The organism is Paenibacillus sp. YAF4_2, assembly GCF_052113225.1.
Classification (GTDB): Bacteria; Bacillota; Bacilli; order Paenibacillales; family Paenibacillaceae; genus Pristimantibacillus.
Genome location: NZ_JBFRCT010000001.1, coordinates 603,378 through 623,746, shown reverse-complemented (window position 1 = coordinate 623,746; position 20,369 = coordinate 603,378). Strand labels below are relative to the sequence as shown.

Below are 20,369 nucleotides of genomic sequence, written 5' to 3'. Positions count from 1 at the left end.
ATTGTGGTGCCTGGCACTGGCGCTGACCATGACCGCCTTGCTGACGAAATCACAGGCAAAGTGTTCGGTGGCCTGATCCAAGAAATCCCGGACTACAAATACGTTGGGCCTGGTAACTCAACCTTCGTCAAAGCAGTTGAAGACGGTACATTCTACGGTGAAATGTGGCTTCGTGCGAAGAAAGTAGCAGACTAATCGCAGTCACAGGAGCACCCTCATGGCAAATTACAACGCTACTTGTGATACGGTTCATCGTATCGTCTATACAGCAAAATCGAAGGCACCGATAGGTGCCTTTTGAAGTTAGACGGAGGTTGGAAGCGACGATATATGTGCCGTTCATCCTGATCCAACAGTATCAGACGAAGCGGACGAACCTTCCACTCACTGCCTGTCATGTCGGTAGCATCCTCCGCCAGGCGATAAGCATATCCAGCAGCCTCGCATAATAATATGAGCCGTAATGTCCTGCACGAACGGCTCGTCAAGTGACGCATGGCCGTTCAGCAGTCGGTACCAGATAGCTGATTCATTAAAGATTAGTTGCCGTAGTGTATGTTCAGTTAAATTTCAAAGCTTTTCCGAAATAGCTTTAAGTCAAGGAGAAAAAACAAAATAACTAATGTCTCCCGTTCACAGTTCGTCAGCGTCGTTCAAGGCGTTTCAATGATTGCTCCGGAGGACGTTACGCGCCGATTTGGCCGTCCTGCAGCCGCAGTTTAATATCATGCGGATGCTAAGGTGAGTTTGTCAACCGGTCTTTGACGATGCCGCGCGTCAGCTTCCTGGTGCGTTAATTCAAAACAATCCGTTGGCCTTCTTTGTTTTCCGTTTATCTTCAGTTTACAAAAACGCTCTAAGCTATTATTAATTAAATCGAACTCAAGGAGAGATGCACATGGAGAACACATCATTAATCGAAGCAATGGATGGCTATTTTCAAGCGGGGACTCTATTGGATTTGGATAGGCTGGATGCGATCTATGCACCTGATTTCGTTAACATTAGGACTGACAAGATCGGGCAAACCGTCACGATTACGAAGGAACAGTTCATGCTGACCTTTCGCCGCTTGAAGAATGGGGGTGGGACGACGCTCGGAACGACTGAAGATGTGCAGTACATGGCCACGACCGTGTATGATAATCACGGATCGGTCGTTCTGCGTCGAGTAAAGGAAGGAAAGCCCGCTCTCTATAACTTCGTCTGGCGCATGGAGGATGGATTGCCGACAACGATCATTCGCGAGTTTTCGGTGGAGGATGACTTAAGTGCACTGATCAGCATGATTCGCGGATCATCTACCAGCGGACAATTTGGATCCTAGTAATCCGGCAGTCAGTGTTCCGCACAGGGTTGTTACCGGGATTATAACCTTTAGTTTAACAGCCTGCCGGATCCCGGTAGGCTGTGTGATTGAACTATCGTTCCCAGTTAGCTCAATCTGCTAGGTGAAAGGGAAAGAAGCCACGAGAAACTGACGGCTATTTTGCAGCGGAAAAACTGTGTCTGAGGCTCCGGAGTATCCGCGCAATAAGGTCACTGTGAGGCGAAGGTTCACTCTCGGCCCATTGCGGCCTTTCGATCTTCTAGCATATCGGCATAAATTGCTCGCCGTTCGGCTGCGATGCTCTTTACGGATTGCAAATGCGCAATTTGCTCTTGCAATTGGTTGATATGCTTCATCAGCAGATCCACGCGTTTGCTTAAAATTTGAGCGGTCAAAGTATCGGGCTGTTCCTGCCGCATCAAAAGACAGCCATCCTGTGCGAACAATGCGATATCCTCGAGCCTCATGCCGGTTTTTTTTAGCCCGTCTATAAACGCGATAATTTTCAAATCCGAATCTGTATAGCGCCTTGCCTGACTTCCGGCCGCGCGCTGCGGTTCGGGTAGCAGGCTGATCGATTCGTAATAGCGCAGTGTTGAAGCGGATATGCCAGTCATTCGGGATACTTCGCCGATCGCGTACATCCAAGTGCATCCTTTCTATACGTTTATTCATTGACCAATACAATTTTACCTGCGACCCTGGAAGTCTCCAATATTTCGTGCGCCTGGATTGCATCCTCTATAGGAAGGATCTGGGAAACTAGTGGCTTAATTTTTCCTCGCGCCAACATATCAAGTACTGCCGCCGCATCCTCCCAGAACCAATCGGGCTGTTCCCGTTTCATCCCCGTAATACTGTAAAGCAAAATGGGATTACCGTTCTCGGTAGCCTGCTGTTCGGCCAGCCACTTCCATTCAGCCGCCCAGTCTTCCGCCTCACCCTCCTGAAGGATGGAGGTATAGCCGTAACTGATGAATCGGCCATTGGCACTTAAGGTTTGCAAGGATCTGCGATAGTTGTCGCCGCCGATAGGATCGAGCACGATGTCCATGCCCTCTGGCGCTTGTTCCCTTAGTACTTTAACAAAGTCCTGACTGCGATAATCGATAGGGAAGGCCCCATACGACGTGACAACTGCATGTTTGGCCTTGGAGGCGGTGCCGTACATCTGAAGTCCGGCGAGCTTGCCAAGCTCCAACAGAGCCGTGCCAACGCCACCACTTGCCCCGTGAATCAATAATCGATCGCCCTCGGTTGCGCGTGCCAGGCGGTGAAGCAATTGGTATGCAGATACGTAATTCAGAATGACCGCTGCCGCAAGTAAGGGATTTAGACCTTCGGGAATCGGGAACACCTCATCGGCTTTGGCATATACATGCGTGGAATAACCGCCGGCGCCGTTGAAGAAGACGCCCACTTTTTGCCCCGGATGGAAGTGCTTCATTTCCGCTCCTGCTTCTTCGACGATTCCTACTGCATCGTATCCTGGTGTAAAGGGAAGCGTTAAGGAAACCGGATATTTCCCCGCCCGTCTCAACACATCGCCGAGTGCAACACCGGCAGCTTGAATCTTGATCCGCAGCTCTTGCGCGAACGGGGGGCGAAGCGGCTCCTTAACCCATTCCATCGCCTGCGGACCTCCGAACTGTTTGACGACCCAATGCGAACGAAACATAAGCATCTCTCCCCTGATTGAGTGATGCTTCTCATTGTAATGTTTAAAGTTAACTTTAAGTCAATGGAGAAAAACAAAATAACTAACGTCTCCCGTTAACCATTGAATAGTACCTATCGTTATTACAAATTAAGCAACCTTGGCAGGATAGAATAATTTCATATCTCCAGATTGTGGGAATCAATCTTTCTTGAGACCCTGATTCAACTACATGCATAATTCGTATAACTTTCATTTTCCACAATCAAAGCCCTTTTCCACCTAATACTTGCAGCTTGTCTCCCTCCATACTGGAAATCAATGGTCTTCCTCGTTGGATAAGAGTCTTCGTGGACTCAAGTGTCAGAGATGCTGCATGTGACGCCTCGTCTTTCCATATCTCTGTGACCCAGATTGTATCCGGGTCTGTATTCGAGATGCTTACTACGTACAATTCGCAGCCAGCGACTGTTTGCATGGAATCAGCTGCTTCCAGCAGGACTTTAGCCAATGCTTCCCCTTGTCCCTCTTGTGCTTTCAGTTTACCGCACATACCGAATTTGCCCATTACCATTACCTCCATATTTGTGTTTTAACGAGCGTACTAATATATCTTCCTGCAACATGTCCTCTGCTCAACCATATTACCATAAAATGGATTGACACGCATTTAACTAATCTGCCCGTTAGCTCAATAACTCGTTGTACATTATTAGCAACCGGCGTTGTATAGAAGTTCTTGTCCTAATACGGCTATGTATAGAAGTTCTTGTCTTGGGCAAATGACAAGAACTTCTATACATAAAATAAAAAGCCGCAATATAAGCGACTCCGATTGTATGTATGTTCTTGTCCTCCGACACTCCTTGTAGGATAACCATCGGGAATGTTATCAAGTTCTTGTCATTTCATTTTGACAAGAACCTGATAACATAAAACAAAAAAGCCGCAGTTTATGCGACTCTAATGTTACCATGTTCTTGTCACCCGACATGTAATATGGATTGTGTCACAATCAATCACTTGCTCTCAGCTTTGTTTTTTATTACTCTCTTTATTGTTTAGTTTTTTTATAACTAAATTGAGAATGCCTTGGCAACATCAAAGGGGAAATTTCAAACAGGCAGCCACGAATGGCTGCCTGTTTGAAATAATAACAATTATTATCTTTTAGAAGCTAACCAGACAGCTAGTGCATCTATTTGTTCCTCGCTTAATCGTTTTTCAAAGGAAGGCATTCCGCCTTTACCTTTACTCATGATACCTAAAAGCTCCTCTTGTGTATATTTTGCACCAACCTTTTGTAAGTTAGGGCCAACTCTACCTTGAAGATCGATTGCATGGCAGGATACACATTTTTGTTTATAGATCGTTTCTGCGTCACTAGTTCCGCTTACAGCGTTTTGCTCTTGCTCTGAAACGCTGCTGCAACCAGTTATTGTACTTGCAATAACCAAAAGTGCTATGGCTCGAATAGATTTCGTAATCATAAATGTCCCCCAACTATTTATAGCCTTGTTCGTAAGCATACCTTGCTAATTGAACGCGATTATCCATCTGCAGTTTTTGCAATATATTCTTCAAATGATTTTTAACGGTATGTTCAGAAATACTTAAATTGTCTGCTATTTCACGATTAGAGGACCCACGAGCAACCCAGCGTAATATTTCTTGTTCTCTTGGTGTTAATGGATCACTGAATACTCTAGGAGTATCCTTGTGGGAGAATTCTTGCAGAATACGCAGCGCTAGTTCTTTGGATAACGGTGCTTCGTCAAAAATGACTGCTTTCAAATACTCATGCCAGGCTCCTGGATTTAAATTTTTAAGCAAATAGCCCTGCGCCCCTTTTTTTAGTGCTTCGAATAAATGAGTGATATCATCTGATACCGTAACCATTACAATTTTAACATAGGGAAATCGAGTCTTAATTTCCTTCGTAGCTTCTAGCCCATCCATACCTTTCATATTGATATCCATTAGAATTAAATCCGGCATCCATATGTCTGTGAGTTGAATAGCTTCCACTCCGTTCTCCGCCTCTCCAACTAACTCAAAGATGGGATTTGAACTTAGAATGACCTTCATTCCCTCACGGGCATGCCTATGATCATCTACAATTAGTACACGTATTGGCTGCTTCATTGTTATTAATGTACCTCCCCTCTAATCTTCTGATATTTCCGAACGACCCTTCTTATTCCGACTTATATACCTTTCATTTTGCCCGAATCTGAAGGTCTTCACATGACTCGATAGAGCTAAAGAAGTCCCGATTGTTTGAATATAATTTGAATCTTATGGATTGTTCAGTTAAAGCATATGGTGTTCCTCTATTGTTCAAAAGTCTGTAACATCCCTCCATCTATCTAGCCCCATTGAGTTATTCTTGTTTATTGATTCGTTTCGCATAATGAATATGTAGGGTACGCAAGGACAAGGAAGTGATTATATATTTGTTGAATTTCGGAACGAAAATTCTCATTATTGCTCGTGATAAACGTATTCAAATGCTGTTGAAGTCTAATCTTGAGATGGAAGGCTGCATTGTTATCCAAGCTTATGATGGTAAGTCCTCGCTACTTAAAGCACGACAATTCGACTATAGTCTCGTTGTATTGGATGCAGTAATTCCTTACGAGAATGGAATCGCTCTTTGCTCTAAGATCAAGAAGGATAATGATGTACCGGTCATCATGATCACTGATAACGAGCATCAGATGCTGAAGAGTTTTCAAGCTGGCGCTGATGACTGTGTACTCAAACCGTTCAGTTTCACAGAGATGATCCTACGCATCCAAGTGATTATAAGACGCTACACGGTTAGGAGATCTGATGATTCAAAGCTAAGAAATAAGGAATTTATTAAGCTCTCACATCTGATTATTGAGCGTTCTGCGCATAGAATTCTTGCGGATCAGAAACCTGTTCATTTTTCGCTGAAGGAATATGAATTGCTCTTATACATGGCTTGTAATCCTAATGTTGTACTAACGAAAGAGCATCTTTTCCATGTGGTTTGGAAGCAGGAGCAGCCCAATAATTACCGTACGATAGATACACATATAAAAAGAATTCGAGATAAATTGTCCAATGCGTCTACAGTTTCACGTAACATGATTCAAACCATATGGGGAATCGGCTATATTCTACGAGACCCGATGTAATATCATCTAGGGAGAGGAGCAATCGAAATGCTGTATTGGTTTATCTTGGGAGGGCTATTTCTATGCGGTGGCGCCTATATCATGTTAAACGGTGCTAAGCTTGTACGAGAGGATAATGAAATTCAAGACAAGTTAGCCGAAGCAAATAAACAAATGCAACAAGAGTAGATATTTTATTGAGTAAAGGGCTGCCCTAACAAGTCAGATGAACTTGGGCAGCCCTTTCGCAGCTTTCAATTACTTTGTATGCCACACCACTAGTGTAGTTCGGCCTGAATCTCTTCTTAAATCCATATCCCATCCCAATTCCAATGAACGTTGCTTAAGAAACTTTAAACCATAGCTTCCTTCCTTTAGAAAAGGATTTCCAATAAAACCTTGCCCATTATCTGAAATAAAGCATTTCCAGCCCGCCTCTAGTGCTTCTAAATTAATGCGAATATGATTCGCTTCAATGGCATGCTTTCGGATATTGTGAAGGCCTTCTCTTATAAACTCGCTAAGGCCCTTTTGTTCTTTCGCTGAAAGATCTATTTCTGCAATAGGCCACTTGTATTCAATTTTCATAGATGGATCCCAATCAATATCATGAATAATACGGTGTATTGAATCTTTACCCAGAATGGAGATGGTTTCGGGCGGATGTTTTAAAGTAGAGATTGACTGGCGTACATAATTATTTACTTCTTGAACTGTTTTTTTTATAGATTGTAGTTGTTCATCTTGTACGTCGCCTAAATTCTGATGATCAAGTTTTACAGATAACAAAAACAATGATTGAGCAATTCCATCATGTAATTCTCTGGCCAAGTTCTCACGTTCCTGTAAAGCAGCCTGGAGCAATCTCGATTGATGAAGCTCTTCTTGAATTCTTTCTAAAATGACGAAAAGTCGTGTTATAAAGAGCAAAGTTATCAAAAATACAATTAAAGGTGACAGCCAATTTCCTGCATCCATTGAAATATAGGATAATAAGTATTCATGACGAACATATTCCCAGACCCAAATCGTAAGCGTAGGGATAATTAGGATCAGCCACTTTATTTGCTTATACATTTATATTTTGTCCTCCTTGATAAAATAAGAAAAGTTAATCAACTACATACCTATTGTCCCTATTTTCTACGTATCTGACATGACTCTATAGAGCTAGCCGCGCATATTTCATTTATTTGTCACCATATAGAAAAAAGTCGCGTTTACACGCGACTTAGAGCTCTTTAACTACCCAAACCAGCCCGACAAAGCATCCTGCAGCCCATGGCTGCTTCCCAGCTGGTCTCTGATTTGTCTTGCGTTTCCGTCTAATTCAATTTGTCCGTTACGTAAAAATAAAATACGGTCGGAAAGAGCTTCGGCAACCGTTAATTGATGTGTAGAAAAGATTACGGTTTGTCCATTCTTCGCTGTTTGCTTAACAATATTAACAAAAGTATCTACCCAATAAGGATCAAGTCCGTTAGTTGGTTCATCCATCAGTACAATTGGCGGATTAGCCAGTAATGCTTGAGCGAGCATCATCCTCTGCCGCATGCCTTTGGAGAACGATGAGACAGATTTGGTTCCAGTGTCTGACAAACCAACTTGCTCTAACACTACTCTTGCTCTCTGTGCCGGCAAACCTTTTAATGAGCTCCAGAATGACATTGTTTCAATTGCTGTTAATCCGGGGCTGAAATGAAAATTATCTGGCATGTAACCAATCAGGCTGGCATACTGCTTACGATTCTTACGCCATGATACGTTTTTCACTAAAATATGACCTGCATCAGGCTGCCATATACCGGCTGCCATTTTGAGAATCGTACTTTTGCCGGCTCCGTTTCCGCCTAATAGAGCGATAATTTCACCTTGTGCAGCCTTAAGATTCAAATTCTCAATAATGACCTGCTTCTTTAGTTTTTTCTTCACCTTACTGATAGTCAATACGGAGTCAGACACGTGTTCTCCCCCTTTCCCAAAGGTAACAGGCAGTCGTAATCGAGATGCCGATCCATACAATCGCTACACCAATGAAGGAATAGGTTCCTTCTGAACGCCGAATCCATTTTACCCAATCGTAATATTCCGGGCCAAGGATTGCTCCTCCCCCTAGTTTCACAACCGTAAACAATCGCGATAATTCAGCGGGGTTCAAAAAGGTCAAAGTCGTAACCATCGGTTTAATTAACGGGTATTGTAAAAATCCCAAAAAAGCAATCATGATAGGCGCCCATCCAATAATGGCAAAAAACCAGACAGCTACACCATAGGTTAACGCTTGCCAGCGGTTTTTTGCAATTGACCCTGCAATCATGGCGATAGCAAGAAAAAATAAGGCAAGGCAACAAGAAAACACAAGCAAAATAGCATATGCCTTGAGGGCAAATCCGCCTGCAGTGAAAAGTCCAGAAATCCCTGCCAATCCGAAGCCGGTTGCTACAATGAGCAGTAACACAACGGATAATCCGATATATTTGCCAAGTATATACGTCCAAGTAGATATAGGATAAGAAGAAAGCAGTTCCCAGCTGCCTTCTTCTTTTTCTGCTGACAGAGAGAAAGAACCCAGCAGAAGAGACATTAATGGTAGCAAATATAGAATAAGATTAATCATCGTTCCGGTAATACCGGAATACCCCTGCAAATAACCCTGTGCGTTGATCATGAGAAGACCGATCATAAATAGAGCAAAGATAGCCATAAATGAGTAGGACCAGGGATTACGTAAACCGCTTTTCACATCCCTAACAGCAATATGATAGATAGACATTAAGAATGATTTCCTTCTTTATTGCCGTTCATGTCCATGGACTCATTCTCATCTGTTTGATGCATTTCTTCATTATGCATTTCCATCGATTCCATATCCATCATGTCACGGTTTACTTCCCATGTATGAGTAGCTAGTTCCGATGCCGTCATTAATTTTCCTTTTCCTTGCTCACTAATATAGTTCTCCGCTTTATCCTTGGATTCAAAGGCTATGATTCCGTATGCCATTGGCGTTTTGAACGTAGAATCGTAGGCATAATATGCTTTATCATACTTCAGCCAATCCCCCGTATTCTGGTCTCTTACAAATTTGGCACCTATCGAATCTGATCCATTCTTCTCTTCCCACTCATGCATACATCCGATATCGTCAAACTTTAAAGATTGTCCATCTACCGTGACAATTTGAGTCGCATAAGGGTCATCCTTGATTGACATGTTACAGATTGCGCACTTGTCCGTCTCTTCGTTAATGGCAACAGGCTTATATTTGGTCCCCCCGCACGCGCTCATCAATAATACAACAATCGATACCAGAACAAATAATTGAATACGTTTTATCATTTTCTTTTAACCCCCATTTTTAGGTAAAAAGTCATTACGATAAGCAGCAATGCCGCCCCGATGAACCCCGGTACTGCGGTAGACCATTTGTTAATGGATGCTTTTTGTATCCTCTCAGGTTGCATGAGAGGAGAGATATCTGTTGTCCATGTGTTTCTCTCCGATTGGAACAGCTCTTCGAGAAATATCATTCCTGGTGACTGGAACAGCAATTGAAATCCCGGACGGATTTTCACTAAGTTTTGAAACAAGGGATTAATGGAGTAGGCAATATCACTCCTTCCATCACCGTTTGAATCAATTCCTTGAAAGTTATCCCAATAGTTTCCGCTTATATTGTTACCGGCACTATTTCTGGCTTGGGCATTAGCAACATTAGCAATAAACTTGTTTCCGGCAATTCGGTTTGTTTTTGCATCCAGCAGCTGTAGACCGATAAAATTGCCCGATACCTCATTATTCTCAAATACATTGCCGGTTGATTGCTCCAAGTATAAGCCTACCCTGTTGCCTTCTATCTTGTTTCCGCTAATACGGCTGTTGTGAGCTTCGAATAACAATATTCCTTGAGAATTGACATTTTCGCTCTGTTTCGTGAATACGTTTCCGATTACTTCGGTATTGTCAGCCTCCATGATCATTGCACCTGTGATATTCATATCCCCGATGTTATTCCGGATGACGGTATTTTTCGTGTACATGCAATGGACGCCGTAACGCATCTCTTCGAAATGATTGTCCTCAACCCGATTGTTATCGCTATTTTCCAAGTAGATACCGTCATGCATGCCGACAATCAGATTCCCTTGGAACACGTTATTATTAGCGTTATACAAATCCACGCCGTTGCCTTTATCGGACAGCTTAATTTTCCCGTTTGGCAGGTTGCCTTCCCACTTAATAACCGAGTCCGTAATTGAGGCCCCTCTCGAATCTGTCATTTTAACCCCATACGAACCTGTAGCTATGTATACTTGATGAAGCTCCGCACCATTGCCTTTTATATAAATAGTCGGATTGTCCTTTATGGTTGTATCTATAATCTCAATACCGGATAACTCGACATTATCAGATACAATTTGAATTGCCGGAGACTTTCCCTCATTTACAATCACAGCTTTAGATTTTGCCTTACTTGTCAGTGTAATTGATTTCGTTATCTTTATTGGTCCGCTATAGTGCCCTGCTGGAAGTGTTAAGGTGTCTCCTGGCTGTGCCTTGTCAATCAATGGCTGTAGGGGAACAAGCGGATGTTCTTCAGCTGACACTGTCATAGCACAGAAGATGCAAAGCAATGTAGCTACAACAAATGCGGCGGTAAATCGGATACCTGTTCTCATGGCACTATTACTTCCGCCTTCTTTGTAATGTGATATTCCCCATTGTACAAATGCAAGAATATCTCGTACGTTCCAGATGCTTGGAAGCTGTAATTGCCTGCATAAGCATTCTTTCCTTTAAACGTGCCATCAACAAACTCAGACTTCTCGTTATGACGGAATTCGAAAACCATGGTGGTTGCATCCGTTAAATTACTTCCGGTAAATGTAGCTTGAAGCTTGGTTGGCTTGCCCGCATCAGGGATATCCGGATCTGTTGATAAAAAAGCTTCAATTGAGGCTGGATCAATATCTTCCGGAGCAGGAGCAGCTGTTGAGCATCCCGACAAAATGAACAACACTACAAAAAAAGTAGTCATTATTATAAATCTGGTCCGCACAATTTCACCTCCTTCTGATTTTGCACTCATTGTAACAAATGCACTTCTGTAAACAAATGGCTCGAACGGGCTATACGCGGTTGCCTTTTTAACAAATTTTCATCAATTTTCTATTCAAAGCAGCCCTTTAGAGTCATAACACCCCAAAGATCCTTTCTCTAACATAAATCGGCCATATCTGCGCTTTTTTTAATGTACCAAACAGCTGGTGAGCTACCTCCCTTTGCTTAAACAACAAACCGGCAGCGGATTTTTTGATCTGCTGCCGGTTTGTTGTTTAAAACTAATGTATTAGGTTATTAGATTAATTTAACCACGCACGAAGTTTTGGAATTCGTTGTATGATAATCCAATCCAGGATTAGCGCAGCTAGGAATGTGACACCTACTGGCGGAATTAAAACTGCCAACACGATGACAATGACAGCCACTCCGCTTTGCAGTTTATGATTTACCGGCTTTGTTGGCGCTCCTATTCCGGAACCATTTGGACGACGGCGCCACCACATGAATACACCAAGTATCGAGGAACCCGCAATCGCAATACATGCAAGCAAGCAAATAATCAGATTTGCAACTCCAAAGTATTTGCCCTCATGCAATGAGATCCCGATCTCTATCCATTTCGCCATAATGCCATAGTCACTGTATCGTAATGATGAAAGCACATCTCCGGTATACTGGTCGACATGAAGCGTAGCTTCATCATAGACATTTTTTGGCCATACAGAGATCGTATAGACTCCTTTGTCGTCTTTCGGAAGCGCAACGCTATAACCATCAACGATTTTTTCCTTCTCGGCAATTGCGAGTATATTCTCAATAGGCAGCGCTGGTACGCCACTCTTGCTTGAACGCGGAACAGGCAAGCTCTCGGCAGCCCAAGGTACCTGCATGATGTCCCTGGTTGGAATCGTTGATTCGGGCCCACCCCAAAAAACGCCTTCCGGGTAGTTACTATTAAAGGATGTAGCCGCCTTGTCTATGTATTTCCCGGTAAAGCCGGACCAAGGAAGCCCTGTGATAACAAGCATGATGATCACAATGCTTAGCCAAAACATCGGCACCGCGTGGAGATCTCGAATTGTGGTTTTCCGGCCTTTACGGAACCGCGGAAGCAGTACTCCCCATATTTTACTCGCGCCTCTCGGCCACCATAAATAGAGACCTGTTACAATTAACACGATCGCCCAACAAGCGGATAATTCAATTATCTTGTCGCCGATGGAATTGTCACCGGCCATCAGGCTGCCATGAAGATCTCTAATACGTTGGGTAAAGGTCTTTGATGGATCCATGATCCCTACAATTGAACCGTCATAGGGATTTACAAAAACGGTACGATCGCCTTCGGCACCAAATATGCCGACCTCGGCTGTACGGTCATTGGCTAAAGATGGCTTATACGAGGTTAGTAAAGCGTCTGGATACGCCTTCTTTACGGTTTCAAGTTGATAGGAAGGAGAAATCAGAGCGGTTTGTTCTGCTTTAATGTGATAAAACTTATGATACATCGCATCGTCTATTTGATCTTTGAATAGGTATGCCCCGCCGGTAATAGCCAGGACGATAAGAAATGGCATGAATATAATGCCGGCATAGAAGTGCCAACGCCATATTCTAGCGTACAATCCTCGACGTATCGGTTGCTTTACCGGTGGGCTGTGTTCTTTCGTTGCAATTTCCATATGGACAACTCCCCTATTTTATTTTTCTCTATTTGGCCGATTAGAGCTGGAGGCTAATCTTTCTCTCATGATTGTCTTTCTTCAGAGAAACAATTGCTTTCCAGTCACCGTTCATTGGAAGAAGAACTTTGGTATGGTATTCTCCTAATCCGGTTCTCTCCATTTGCTCTTTCATCTTATGATTCATACCGTTCATTGACATCGAAAGATTGATTCGAACACGGTCGACATCTATCAGGTTGCCTGCTTCATCTTTAATCACCAGACTGTATTTATGGGCGGTTTTGTCGCCGCTGTTTGGAGTGTCTTCAATGGAGACTGTCAGACCATCCAAGAACGGACTAGATGACAGCTTTGAACCGCAGCCTGCCAACATAATGATAAAAATAGCGATGACTGCTATTGCGTATAGGTTAATCCACTTACTCTTCATCGTCATGTATACCATTGGCTAATCATTTCTGCATGAATCATTTAAGTTAACCCCTCGCTTCTATTCTGTGAACAGTCTATCATGCGGACAATCTGTAACACATGACTAGAAAGAGCTATAAATAATGATAGCCATGTCCAAAATTTGAACAGATACCTTACTAAAAAAACCGCTTGAGAGCGGTTTAATCTTCTGTCAATGGTATTGAATTATCTCTTGCTGTAAGTAGTTCCTGCTCTAATACTTTGTAAAGCAAACTCATACAAATGATTAGGATAACATCCATGAAGATAATTGTCTGGGCAGGATATTCTTGAAAAACCATAACACCAAGCATAGCCCCCATCATTCCGCCCATCACACCAGACAGCATACCGTCCATTGAAGCAAGCATACTGTAACTAAATCCAGAAATATAACCTGCAAGCATTCCAAAGATTACTCCTATAACTGTCGAATAAAACATCTGGTTCATTAATATCCCCACTACCGTTCCGATAACAAGACTTGAACTCATAGCGATCGTCATTGCTGCCATCATGCCCAACATTTTACTTACCTGCGCTCCATTTTTACGGGCTTGAATTAGAAAAGCTATAATTACCAATAACACAAAAACAATGGAGGATATTCCCGTAATAATGGTGAAAGAAGACAACCCAGAGGAACTAGTTGCTGCTGTATCTCCATGATCATGCGCAGATGCAGGCAGCGCATGGATCATCATGATGCAGACCACTATTCCTGTTAACCCTTTACTCAACAATGATTTCATCATCATCCATACACGGCTCCTTACAGTCACATTATCCTTATCAGTTTGTCACTGAATCATTATATTGTTCATCGATTTCTTCTAGAATGGCTCTAAAGGGTTACATGTAATAGGGCCGATCCTAGTGATCGACTGCTATTACTTCGCTAAGTGATGCATTATTATATACGTTTAACATTGATGCGCTATCTCGGTAAGATGTCGTACACAATGTTCCCTGCAGAAGAATAAAACCGGCAGTTGATTCCTGATCTGCAGCCGGTTTGGAACTAATGTTTCGAATGGTTCTATTCTATTTTTGGATTCCAATCCACTTATCTACTCTTAATTCAGAAAAACAGCCGGTCGTTATGACCGGCTGCTGCACTGTTGATATTGAAGTAAAGTTCTCCGAGGGAGCATATTAACTCGTTACATTATTGCCACCGGCTATGTATAGAAGTTCTTGTCTTGAGCAAACGACAAAAACTTCTATACATAAAAATAAAAAAGACTTCGATTGTATGATATTCTTGTCGTCCGACATCGGAATAATCGGTTGCAAACTCTTCTCAATCATTTTATCAATCTGTTTCCATTTAGGAGCAATAACTTGTTAGCTCCCTCTATAGCAATTGCTAACCACTGATGAAAATAATTAATACGCAATTCTGTTGTGTAACGATTTAAAATTTGATGCATTACTGGCCTATTCTCAACATCTGATATCTTCATTTGAGAACCAAGTATTTTTCTGAAATAGTCAATTTTTTTCGTTAATAATTTTGTTACCGCTCACTGCACTTACTTCCCTTTAGTTATACTGTCCAAGCTGACTGATAGCCTTTAGCGGATAGGCATACCCGAGTCGTAAAAATCACTGTTCTCCCGGTCTTCAACGGGCCGGTTGACGGTGTGGTTGAGCCCTTCTGGGAAAGGAACTCGATCCTCCATGCTTTATTTGTGAGGCCCTTAATACATGCCATTGATTTTATTAACCGTTACGCTATCCGAATCCCAATTGCGTGTCGCCCAATTTGAAGTCGGCGCGGAAGAGACGAAAGCGTACCGTTCGTCTTGCAGACACCGTCATCACAAATCTCCTCCGGCGCGGGATCCGGATTATGATCAAGCAGTTCCAACCCGAAACCTTCGTCGTGCGCGTAGACGGCTTCCTCCATCAGGATATGTCCCTCTGCCGCCTGTTCCAGCAGCTCAATATCCCATTCAGCTGCAAGCCGGATTCGGCTCTCGCTACCTGCCTCATCCACCAAGGAGTCGATTGTTCTTTATACTTCGTATTTCTTCATTATAGGAATGCTCTCTCTATGGAGAATCGTTTTTCTCTTAAATTCGCTTGTTTTCGTAGGTTTTGAACGTTTTTCTTTCGTGCCAGACAACCGTTGAATGGAATAATGTTGTAGAAGATGTAAAATATGGGGCGAAGAAAGTGCAAAAATACATCCACCCAGACCACTCACTTTAAAAAGTGGACATTCTGGATATATATGGTCGCACCTTTGGATCTCCACTAAGGCTCATGGCGGTCAACCCTCCCATGTCTCACAGAGTCTTCGCTCCCACATTCCTTCATTCAACCTGTCCATGAGGTGGAGGCCGGATATGCTGCCCGACAGGATCTTCGTCCGTATGTTAGTTCTGTTCCGACTCATCCGTGCTTCAATTGTCTGTACCTTTTATTGATGTTCGACTTCTATGAAAACATTGAATCTAAGCTGCTAACGACACTGCCGTGTACCTTGGGATATCCTGCAACATCTTTTCTTCACTGAACTGATGCCCCTTCTTCAAGACCCCAAAGAGAATTCGAATCAGCTTGTTGCATAGCGCAATGAGCGACTGCATCTTTTTTAAGGGATTATCTGGCCGTTTGGTATAGTATTGATGCAATGCCTTAAACGCACAGTTCTTAGCCACCAGTGGCATCATGACGCGAAATAGCAGCGCTCGTAGTCGCTTACGACCTCGCTTCGTGATCTTCGTTTGTCCCTTGTGTTTACCGGACGTGTTTTCTTTTAGGTTCAAACCGGCGAGTTTAATGATTTGTTTCGGATGCCGGTAATGCGTAATGTCGCCAACTTCAGCGAGGAAACCGGCTATACTGTCCCGGCCAATGCCTTTTATGTCCAGTAATTGCTTCACATGGGGGATTTGCTCCAAGAGCTCATCTAGCCTTGCCTCAAGCTCTTCAAACTTACTCTCAAGCAACTCGTACTGCGTTAACAACAGTTGAAGCTCTAGTTTTGCTAGTGCGGTCCCTTCTCGTATACCAACAGAACGGCTTGCCGCTGCTTTCAGACTTCTCATACGTTCGATGCCGAGACCTCGCTTGGCAACCTTTCTGAGGTGACTCAGCAAGGCTTCCTCAGACTCAGAAACCAGCTCATGCGGCAACAAACAAAGACTGAGCATTTGGCGTGCTGACTTGCATTCCCAGTCCTTAAATACCGTGAGAAACTCTGGAAAGTACCGATCCAACCAGTTATGAACGCGGCCTTGCACCACGCGCAGGTCAGTCGACAGATGATCGCGAATTTTCATCGCTTCCCTTAGTTCGGCATAGATGCCCTGGGGAAGGTTTGGTAAGGCATATCTACCGTCTTTGACGAGCAGCGCACGTAACATGCTGTTCTCTTAAAAAATGGGCCAGGTTCAGCCAGTAGTGACCGGTCGGTTCCATGCCAACGATGACGTCTTGGAACCCTTTCTCCGTCGCAAGCTTTCTAACCAGCTAACGAACATTTCGAAGCCTTCACGGTCGTTCTCAAACGTAATTGACTTCCCGAACTCGACTCCGCATGTGCTCGAGCGACATGTTTGAATTTAGCGATGTCTACACCGACAATTAAGGTAGAAGAAGTAATTTGATTAATACGTTCATTTTGAGTAGAATTCATTTTGTAGTCTCCTTGGTTTGTATTTGGATCCGGTCGCTGGCGAGCATCTGGGACCCTCATACATCATTCCAAGGAGTCTTTTTGTTTCTCTAACCTCGTATTCCTTCATTATAGGAATGCTGCCCGTTAGCTTAATAAAGTTCTCATTTCTGGGGATTACAGGGCTGTATAGAAGTTCTTGTCCTAATACGGCATTGTATAGAAGTTCTTGTCTTGAGCTCACGACAAGAACTTCTATACAAAAATAAAAAAGCCGCAGTTTATGCGACTTCTGTTGTACAGATGTTCTTGTCGTCCGACAATACTGTTCCATTTCCCTACAGTAACACTTTATCCGCAATATTTACCATAGTTCATAGTATATCTGTACATTGCATAGTACTGAATCTATGAATCTAATGTATGAAAACAAAAAAAGAAATGGTTCCCTCCAATTTCCATTCCTACTGATACAAAAACCTTGCTTAACCGACATCTCCCCATTGCGCTAAGGTTATATCCCCCAAAGTATCTCAAATGGCTATCAATCCCTATCACACCTTTTATCATGTGGAATCCCCCGGACCGTAAATGGCCGGATTATATAAGTCCTATTATCTGTCTACTGAAACAGCTGGAATCGGTACAATTACTTAATTGGCCCGTTTTGAAAGGAGGTGATAGTATGTCTGTTAATATTGTAGATCACCAATATCAAGATGTTGCTGCAGGAACGGGTTCGCTTCCGTTTTTAATCTCTCCGGGTGCAGAATATCTATTGACTTCAGTCTTTCTCCAAGTCAACAACATCAACAACCGGATTGAAATAAAAGCAACAATTGGCTGGGAAGCACAGCTGCTACTTCTCACAATTGTTCCAAAGCTGCTCTTTCGCATCCGGAGAGGCGGAACCGCTGCTCCTGCTCTTATTGTTTACCAGACAACAGATTCTGCTTTTATTGGAACAAGAGATGAGGGCCCTTGGGTAACGCTTGATTTTACGACAGCCTTCCAGCACACGGAAAATGCAACAGTTGGTCTAGTTGGTACATTTCAGCAATATTCTCTGACCGTAGAACATGTCGGCCAAAATGCCGTTACCATAACCGGTCCCGTGCATCTTGACGGAACGGTCTATTTGTAATTAGGCACTAAATAGGCGGTTGGTTGGCTTGATCTAGATAACCAACCGCCTATTCTTTATCCTCTTGGCCCAATGTTCTAGGCAATTGCTGATTTGTCTTCTGACCTTTGTAACGGGGCCTTACAAGGGTCTTTTTAGACTTTAACCTTTCAAACTTCGTCCTCACCCATTTCTATTATTTCCAATAAACCATGCGGATTCGTCTTCGCATCCATTTATCCGTTTTTTTAGCAATTAATCAGCTGATTAAAGAACTAAACTGACTTGCAATTATTAGCCGTGTCTAACAATTGGTTGCCTTTTTTTCTTGCGTTAAATCCATTTTTAGAATAAATATGCGAATCCGATTACCATAAATCTTCGTTTTAAAAATATTAAATATCCCAAAATGTACTAATATTTACATTTGGGTCAATATTCTTAGCAGCAGTCATTATTTTTTTTATACTTACTCCACTAGGGAGATAACTACTATCATTACATATATTTTTTATTGTACCTGTACTTAACCCGCAGAGATCTGCGAATTCCGTATAGTTCAACCCATTTTTAGTTAACTTTGTAGAAAGGTATTCTTGAGTTATTCCATTATCCAAAAGACAAATCAAAAGCATTTAAGGGATCATAATTCCAGAAATCAACAACACTGACATCATGATTTTGTTGTCTTAAAGAACCAATTATCCTACTCATTAATTTATTTGTAGGCGTGAATTCTATATCTGTACAAAGCTTACTAATCGTATTCTTATTCACTTTACTTATGTCTACTAGATATTGCTGGTTAAGTCTATTATGTCGCAACAATTTTCCTATAAGTGTTTGTTCATTTCCAATACCTTCTCCATATGCACGATAAGTTTTATCACTCACATCCATACCGATCACCTCATTAGAATATTATGATTTATTATTTTGTGAAATAACATAAACGTGATCAACGCCATTAGTTTTACAAACTTACAGCAGTAAGGACAAATCCTAGATGCTTCCAGATGCACAACCGCCGAAGAAGTCATTAGATTATACCGCTCGAGAAGTCGCCGTCGTTCGGGATATCGCATAGATCGCGTATTACTTCCGAGGTCTGAGGCGAGAATGCCGACTCTACGGCCAAAGAGATTATTAATAACCTTGTAGGCATGGGAGAGCGGGCGCCCGTAGACAGGGCATATGATTGTTTTTTCCTTCTATCTGTGGCTTCCTCACCTTATTTAACCAAAATCCCTCCAATTTAAAATTGGCTAATGCCCTTGAGATATATACATTATTCCAACTCGAAGTTTGCACGTACTATGAAGCATATCGTCAAATTGAGGAGTTGAATAATGAAAGCTTTAGTTACTGGAGGCGCAGGCTTTATTGGTTCCCACCTGACAGATGCGCTAGTTCAAAGCGGTGCCGTTGTCCATGTCATTGATAATCTATCAACAGGCTTCAAACACAACGTCCATCCTGTCGCAGTTCTGCATGAACTAGATATTAATAGCGATGCGGCTTTGCAAATCATTAAGCAAGTCAAACCGGATATTGTATTTCATATGGCAGCGCAGGTCGATGTCCAGCGTTCGGTAGCTGATCCTGCTTTTGATTCGTCGGTTAATATTCTCGGAACGATTCGCCTGATGATGGCATGCCAGCAGGCTGAAGTCGGCAAGCTTGTTTTTTCTTCTACCTCCGCAGTTTATGGCGATGCCAATAAAGAAAGGAATTTGGAGGATGCCAATACAGCCCCCATCTCCTATTATGGATTGTCCAAACTTACTGGAGAAAACTATATCCGGCTGTTCCACAAAATGTACGGTCTTCCCTATACGATATTACGCTACAGCAACGTGTACGGCCCTCGGCAAAACGCTTCAGGGGAAGGTGGCGTCGTTTCTATTTTTATGAACAAATTAAAACAAGGCCTTCCTCTTCACGTTAATGGCAGCGGCAATCAGACCAGGGATTTCATCTATGTGCAGGATGTTGTCCAAGCGAACTTGGCAGTTATTCACCAGGGTGACCAGGAAACGATCAATATCAGCACAGGACTGCGCACATCCATTAACAATTTGATTCAAATAATAAAGCTTATCCACGGTCAAAAGGTCGAAATTACTTATGGCCCGGAACGGCCTAGCGATATTATGGACAGCTGTCTGGACAATACAAAAGCCAGTCAACGATTAGGCTGGCGGCCTGCATGCAGTTTGTTTGAAGGGCTATCTCAAACCTATCAGCATGTGCCAATGAAATAACAAGAAAAGCTAATATCGT

General features: G+C 42.8%; 21 protein-coding genes and 1 pseudogene. 5 read left to right on the top strand and 17 right to left on the bottom strand.

Translation table 11 applies throughout. The features are described from left to right. Positions 1 to 3: 3 nt before the first annotated feature. Positions 4 to 195, top strand: coding sequence for a hypothetical protein (locus tag AB4Y93_RS03165; RefSeq protein WP_441888856.1), 192 nt, complete (start codon positions 4 to 6; stop codon positions 193 to 195). A gap of 703 nt (positions 196 to 898) precedes the next feature. Next, positions 899 to 1,327 carry a hypothetical protein gene (locus AB4Y93_RS03160; RefSeq protein WP_441888855.1) on the top strand — a complete coding sequence of 143 codons (429 nt, stop codon included), beginning with the start codon at positions 899 to 901 and terminating at the stop codon, positions 1,325 to 1,327. A 230-nt stretch (positions 1,328 to 1,557) separates the two neighbouring features. Here the strand turns inward: AB4Y93_RS03160 and AB4Y93_RS03155 are convergent, their stop codons facing one another. The 5 genes from AB4Y93_RS03155 to AB4Y93_RS03135 all read right to left on the bottom strand — a co-directional run bounded on the left by AB4Y93_RS03155 (position 1,558) and on the right by AB4Y93_RS03135 (position 5,132). Continuing rightward, entirely contained in the window at positions 1,558 to 1,974 is a 417-nt protein-coding gene (locus AB4Y93_RS03155; protein ID WP_441888853.1) for a MerR family transcriptional regulator, read from the bottom strand. A 23-nt stretch (positions 1,975 to 1,997) separates the two neighbouring features. Then, the gene (locus tag AB4Y93_RS03150; protein ID WP_441888851.1) at positions 1,998 to 3,008 is read right to left on the bottom strand and encodes a zinc-binding dehydrogenase; all 1,011 of its coding nucleotides are present in this window, start codon (positions 3,006 to 3,008) and stop codon (positions 1,998 to 2,000) included. 244 nt (positions 3,009 to 3,252) lie between these two features. Further along, positions 3,253 to 3,555 (bottom strand): putative quinol monooxygenase, encoded by a 303-nt coding sequence (locus AB4Y93_RS03145; protein WP_441888849.1) that lies wholly within the window; start codon positions 3,553 to 3,555, stop codon positions 3,253 to 3,255. 595 nt (positions 3,556 to 4,150) lie between these two features. Further along, the gene (locus tag AB4Y93_RS03140) at positions 4,151 to 4,477 is read right to left on the bottom strand and encodes a c-type cytochrome (RefSeq protein ID WP_441888847.1); all 327 of its coding nucleotides are present in this window, start codon (positions 4,475 to 4,477) and stop codon (positions 4,151 to 4,153) included. Between the two features lie 13 nt (positions 4,478 to 4,490). After that, a complete protein-coding gene (locus AB4Y93_RS03135; RefSeq protein ID WP_441888845.1) occupies positions 4,491 to 5,132 on the bottom strand; it encodes a response regulator in 642 nt (213 codons plus the stop codon). 311 nt (positions 5,133 to 5,443) lie between these two features. Between AB4Y93_RS03135 and AB4Y93_RS03130 the strand changes: the two genes are divergently transcribed. Beyond that, positions 5,444 to 6,154: a response regulator transcription factor gene (locus AB4Y93_RS03130; RefSeq protein WP_441888843.1), complete on the top strand. Its 711-nt coding sequence runs from the start codon at positions 5,444 to 5,446 to the stop codon at positions 6,152 to 6,154. A gap of 237 nt (positions 6,155 to 6,391) precedes the next feature. On the opposite strand, the gene AB4Y93_RS03125 is transcribed toward AB4Y93_RS03130, so the two are convergent. The 11 genes and pseudogenes from AB4Y93_RS03125 to AB4Y93_RS03075 all read right to left on the bottom strand — a co-directional run bounded on the left by AB4Y93_RS03125 (position 6,392) and on the right by AB4Y93_RS03075 (position 16,984). Continuing rightward, entirely contained in the window at positions 6,392 to 7,210 is an 819-nt protein-coding gene (locus AB4Y93_RS03125; protein ID WP_441888841.1) for a sensor histidine kinase, read from the bottom strand. Positions 7,211 to 7,378: 168 nt separating this feature from the next. After that, positions 7,379 to 8,095 (bottom strand): ABC transporter ATP-binding protein, encoded by a 717-nt coding sequence (locus AB4Y93_RS03120; RefSeq protein ID WP_441888839.1) that lies wholly within the window; start codon positions 8,093 to 8,095, stop codon positions 7,379 to 7,381. Then, complete coding sequence (locus AB4Y93_RS03115) at positions 8,088 to 8,906, bottom strand: ABC transporter permease (RefSeq protein ID WP_441888837.1); 819 nt, start codon at positions 8,904 to 8,906, stop codon at positions 8,088 to 8,090. Before AB4Y93_RS03115 ends, AB4Y93_RS03120 begins: the two co-directional genes overlap by 8 nt. After that, a complete protein-coding gene (locus AB4Y93_RS03110; protein ID WP_441888835.1) occupies positions 8,906 to 9,472 on the bottom strand; it encodes a nitrous oxide reductase accessory protein NosL in 567 nt (188 codons plus the stop codon). The genes AB4Y93_RS03115 and AB4Y93_RS03110 overlap by 1 nt, the downstream gene beginning before the upstream one ends. Continuing rightward, entirely contained in the window at positions 9,469 to 10,812 is a 1,344-nt protein-coding gene (locus tag AB4Y93_RS03105) for a right-handed parallel beta-helix repeat-containing protein (protein WP_441888833.1), read from the bottom strand. The genes AB4Y93_RS03110 and AB4Y93_RS03105 overlap by 4 nt, the downstream gene beginning before the upstream one ends. Further along, positions 10,809 to 11,192 (bottom strand): hypothetical protein, encoded by a 384-nt coding sequence (locus tag AB4Y93_RS03100; RefSeq protein ID WP_441888831.1) that lies wholly within the window; start codon positions 11,190 to 11,192, stop codon positions 10,809 to 10,811. Before AB4Y93_RS03100 ends, AB4Y93_RS03105 begins: the two co-directional genes overlap by 4 nt. Positions 11,193 to 11,496: 304 nt before the next feature. After that, a complete protein-coding gene (locus AB4Y93_RS03095) occupies positions 11,497 to 12,879 on the bottom strand; it encodes a PepSY-associated TM helix domain-containing protein (protein WP_441888829.1) in 1,383 nt (460 codons plus the stop codon). 40 nt (positions 12,880 to 12,919) lie between these two features. Then, positions 12,920 to 13,312: a FixH family protein gene (locus AB4Y93_RS03090; protein WP_441888827.1), complete on the bottom strand. Its 393-nt coding sequence runs from the start codon at positions 13,310 to 13,312 to the stop codon at positions 12,920 to 12,922. A 184-nt stretch (positions 13,313 to 13,496) separates the two neighbouring features. Next, complete coding sequence (locus tag AB4Y93_RS03085) at positions 13,497 to 14,093, bottom strand: hypothetical protein (protein ID WP_441888825.1); 597 nt, start codon at positions 14,091 to 14,093, stop codon at positions 13,497 to 13,499. Between the two features lie 974 nt (positions 14,094 to 15,067). Further along, positions 15,068 to 15,337, bottom strand: coding sequence for a hypothetical protein (locus AB4Y93_RS03080; RefSeq protein WP_441888823.1), 270 nt, complete (start codon positions 15,335 to 15,337; stop codon positions 15,068 to 15,070). 460 nt (positions 15,338 to 15,797) lie between these two features. Next, positions 15,798 to 16,984: pseudogene (locus tag AB4Y93_RS03075) on the bottom strand (IS110 family transposase). Positions 16,985 to 17,648: 664 nt separating this feature from the next. Between AB4Y93_RS03075 and AB4Y93_RS03070 the strand changes: the two are divergent. Next, on the top strand, positions 17,649 to 18,107 hold the full coding sequence (locus tag AB4Y93_RS03070) for a hypothetical protein (RefSeq protein WP_441888821.1): 459 nt from the start codon (positions 17,649 to 17,651) through the stop codon (positions 18,105 to 18,107). Positions 18,108 to 18,695: 588 nt separating this feature from the next. Here AB4Y93_RS03070 and AB4Y93_RS03065 read toward each other — a convergent pair. Further along, complete coding sequence (locus AB4Y93_RS03065) at positions 18,696 to 18,986, bottom strand: hypothetical protein (RefSeq protein ID WP_441888819.1); 291 nt, start codon at positions 18,984 to 18,986, stop codon at positions 18,696 to 18,698. Between the two features lie 449 nt (positions 18,987 to 19,435). Between AB4Y93_RS03065 and AB4Y93_RS03060 the strand changes: the two genes are divergently transcribed. Continuing rightward, complete coding sequence (locus tag AB4Y93_RS03060; protein ID WP_441888818.1) at positions 19,436 to 20,350, top strand: NAD-dependent epimerase/dehydratase family protein; 915 nt, start codon at positions 19,436 to 19,438, stop codon at positions 20,348 to 20,350. Positions 20,351 to 20,369 lie beyond the last annotated feature (19 nt).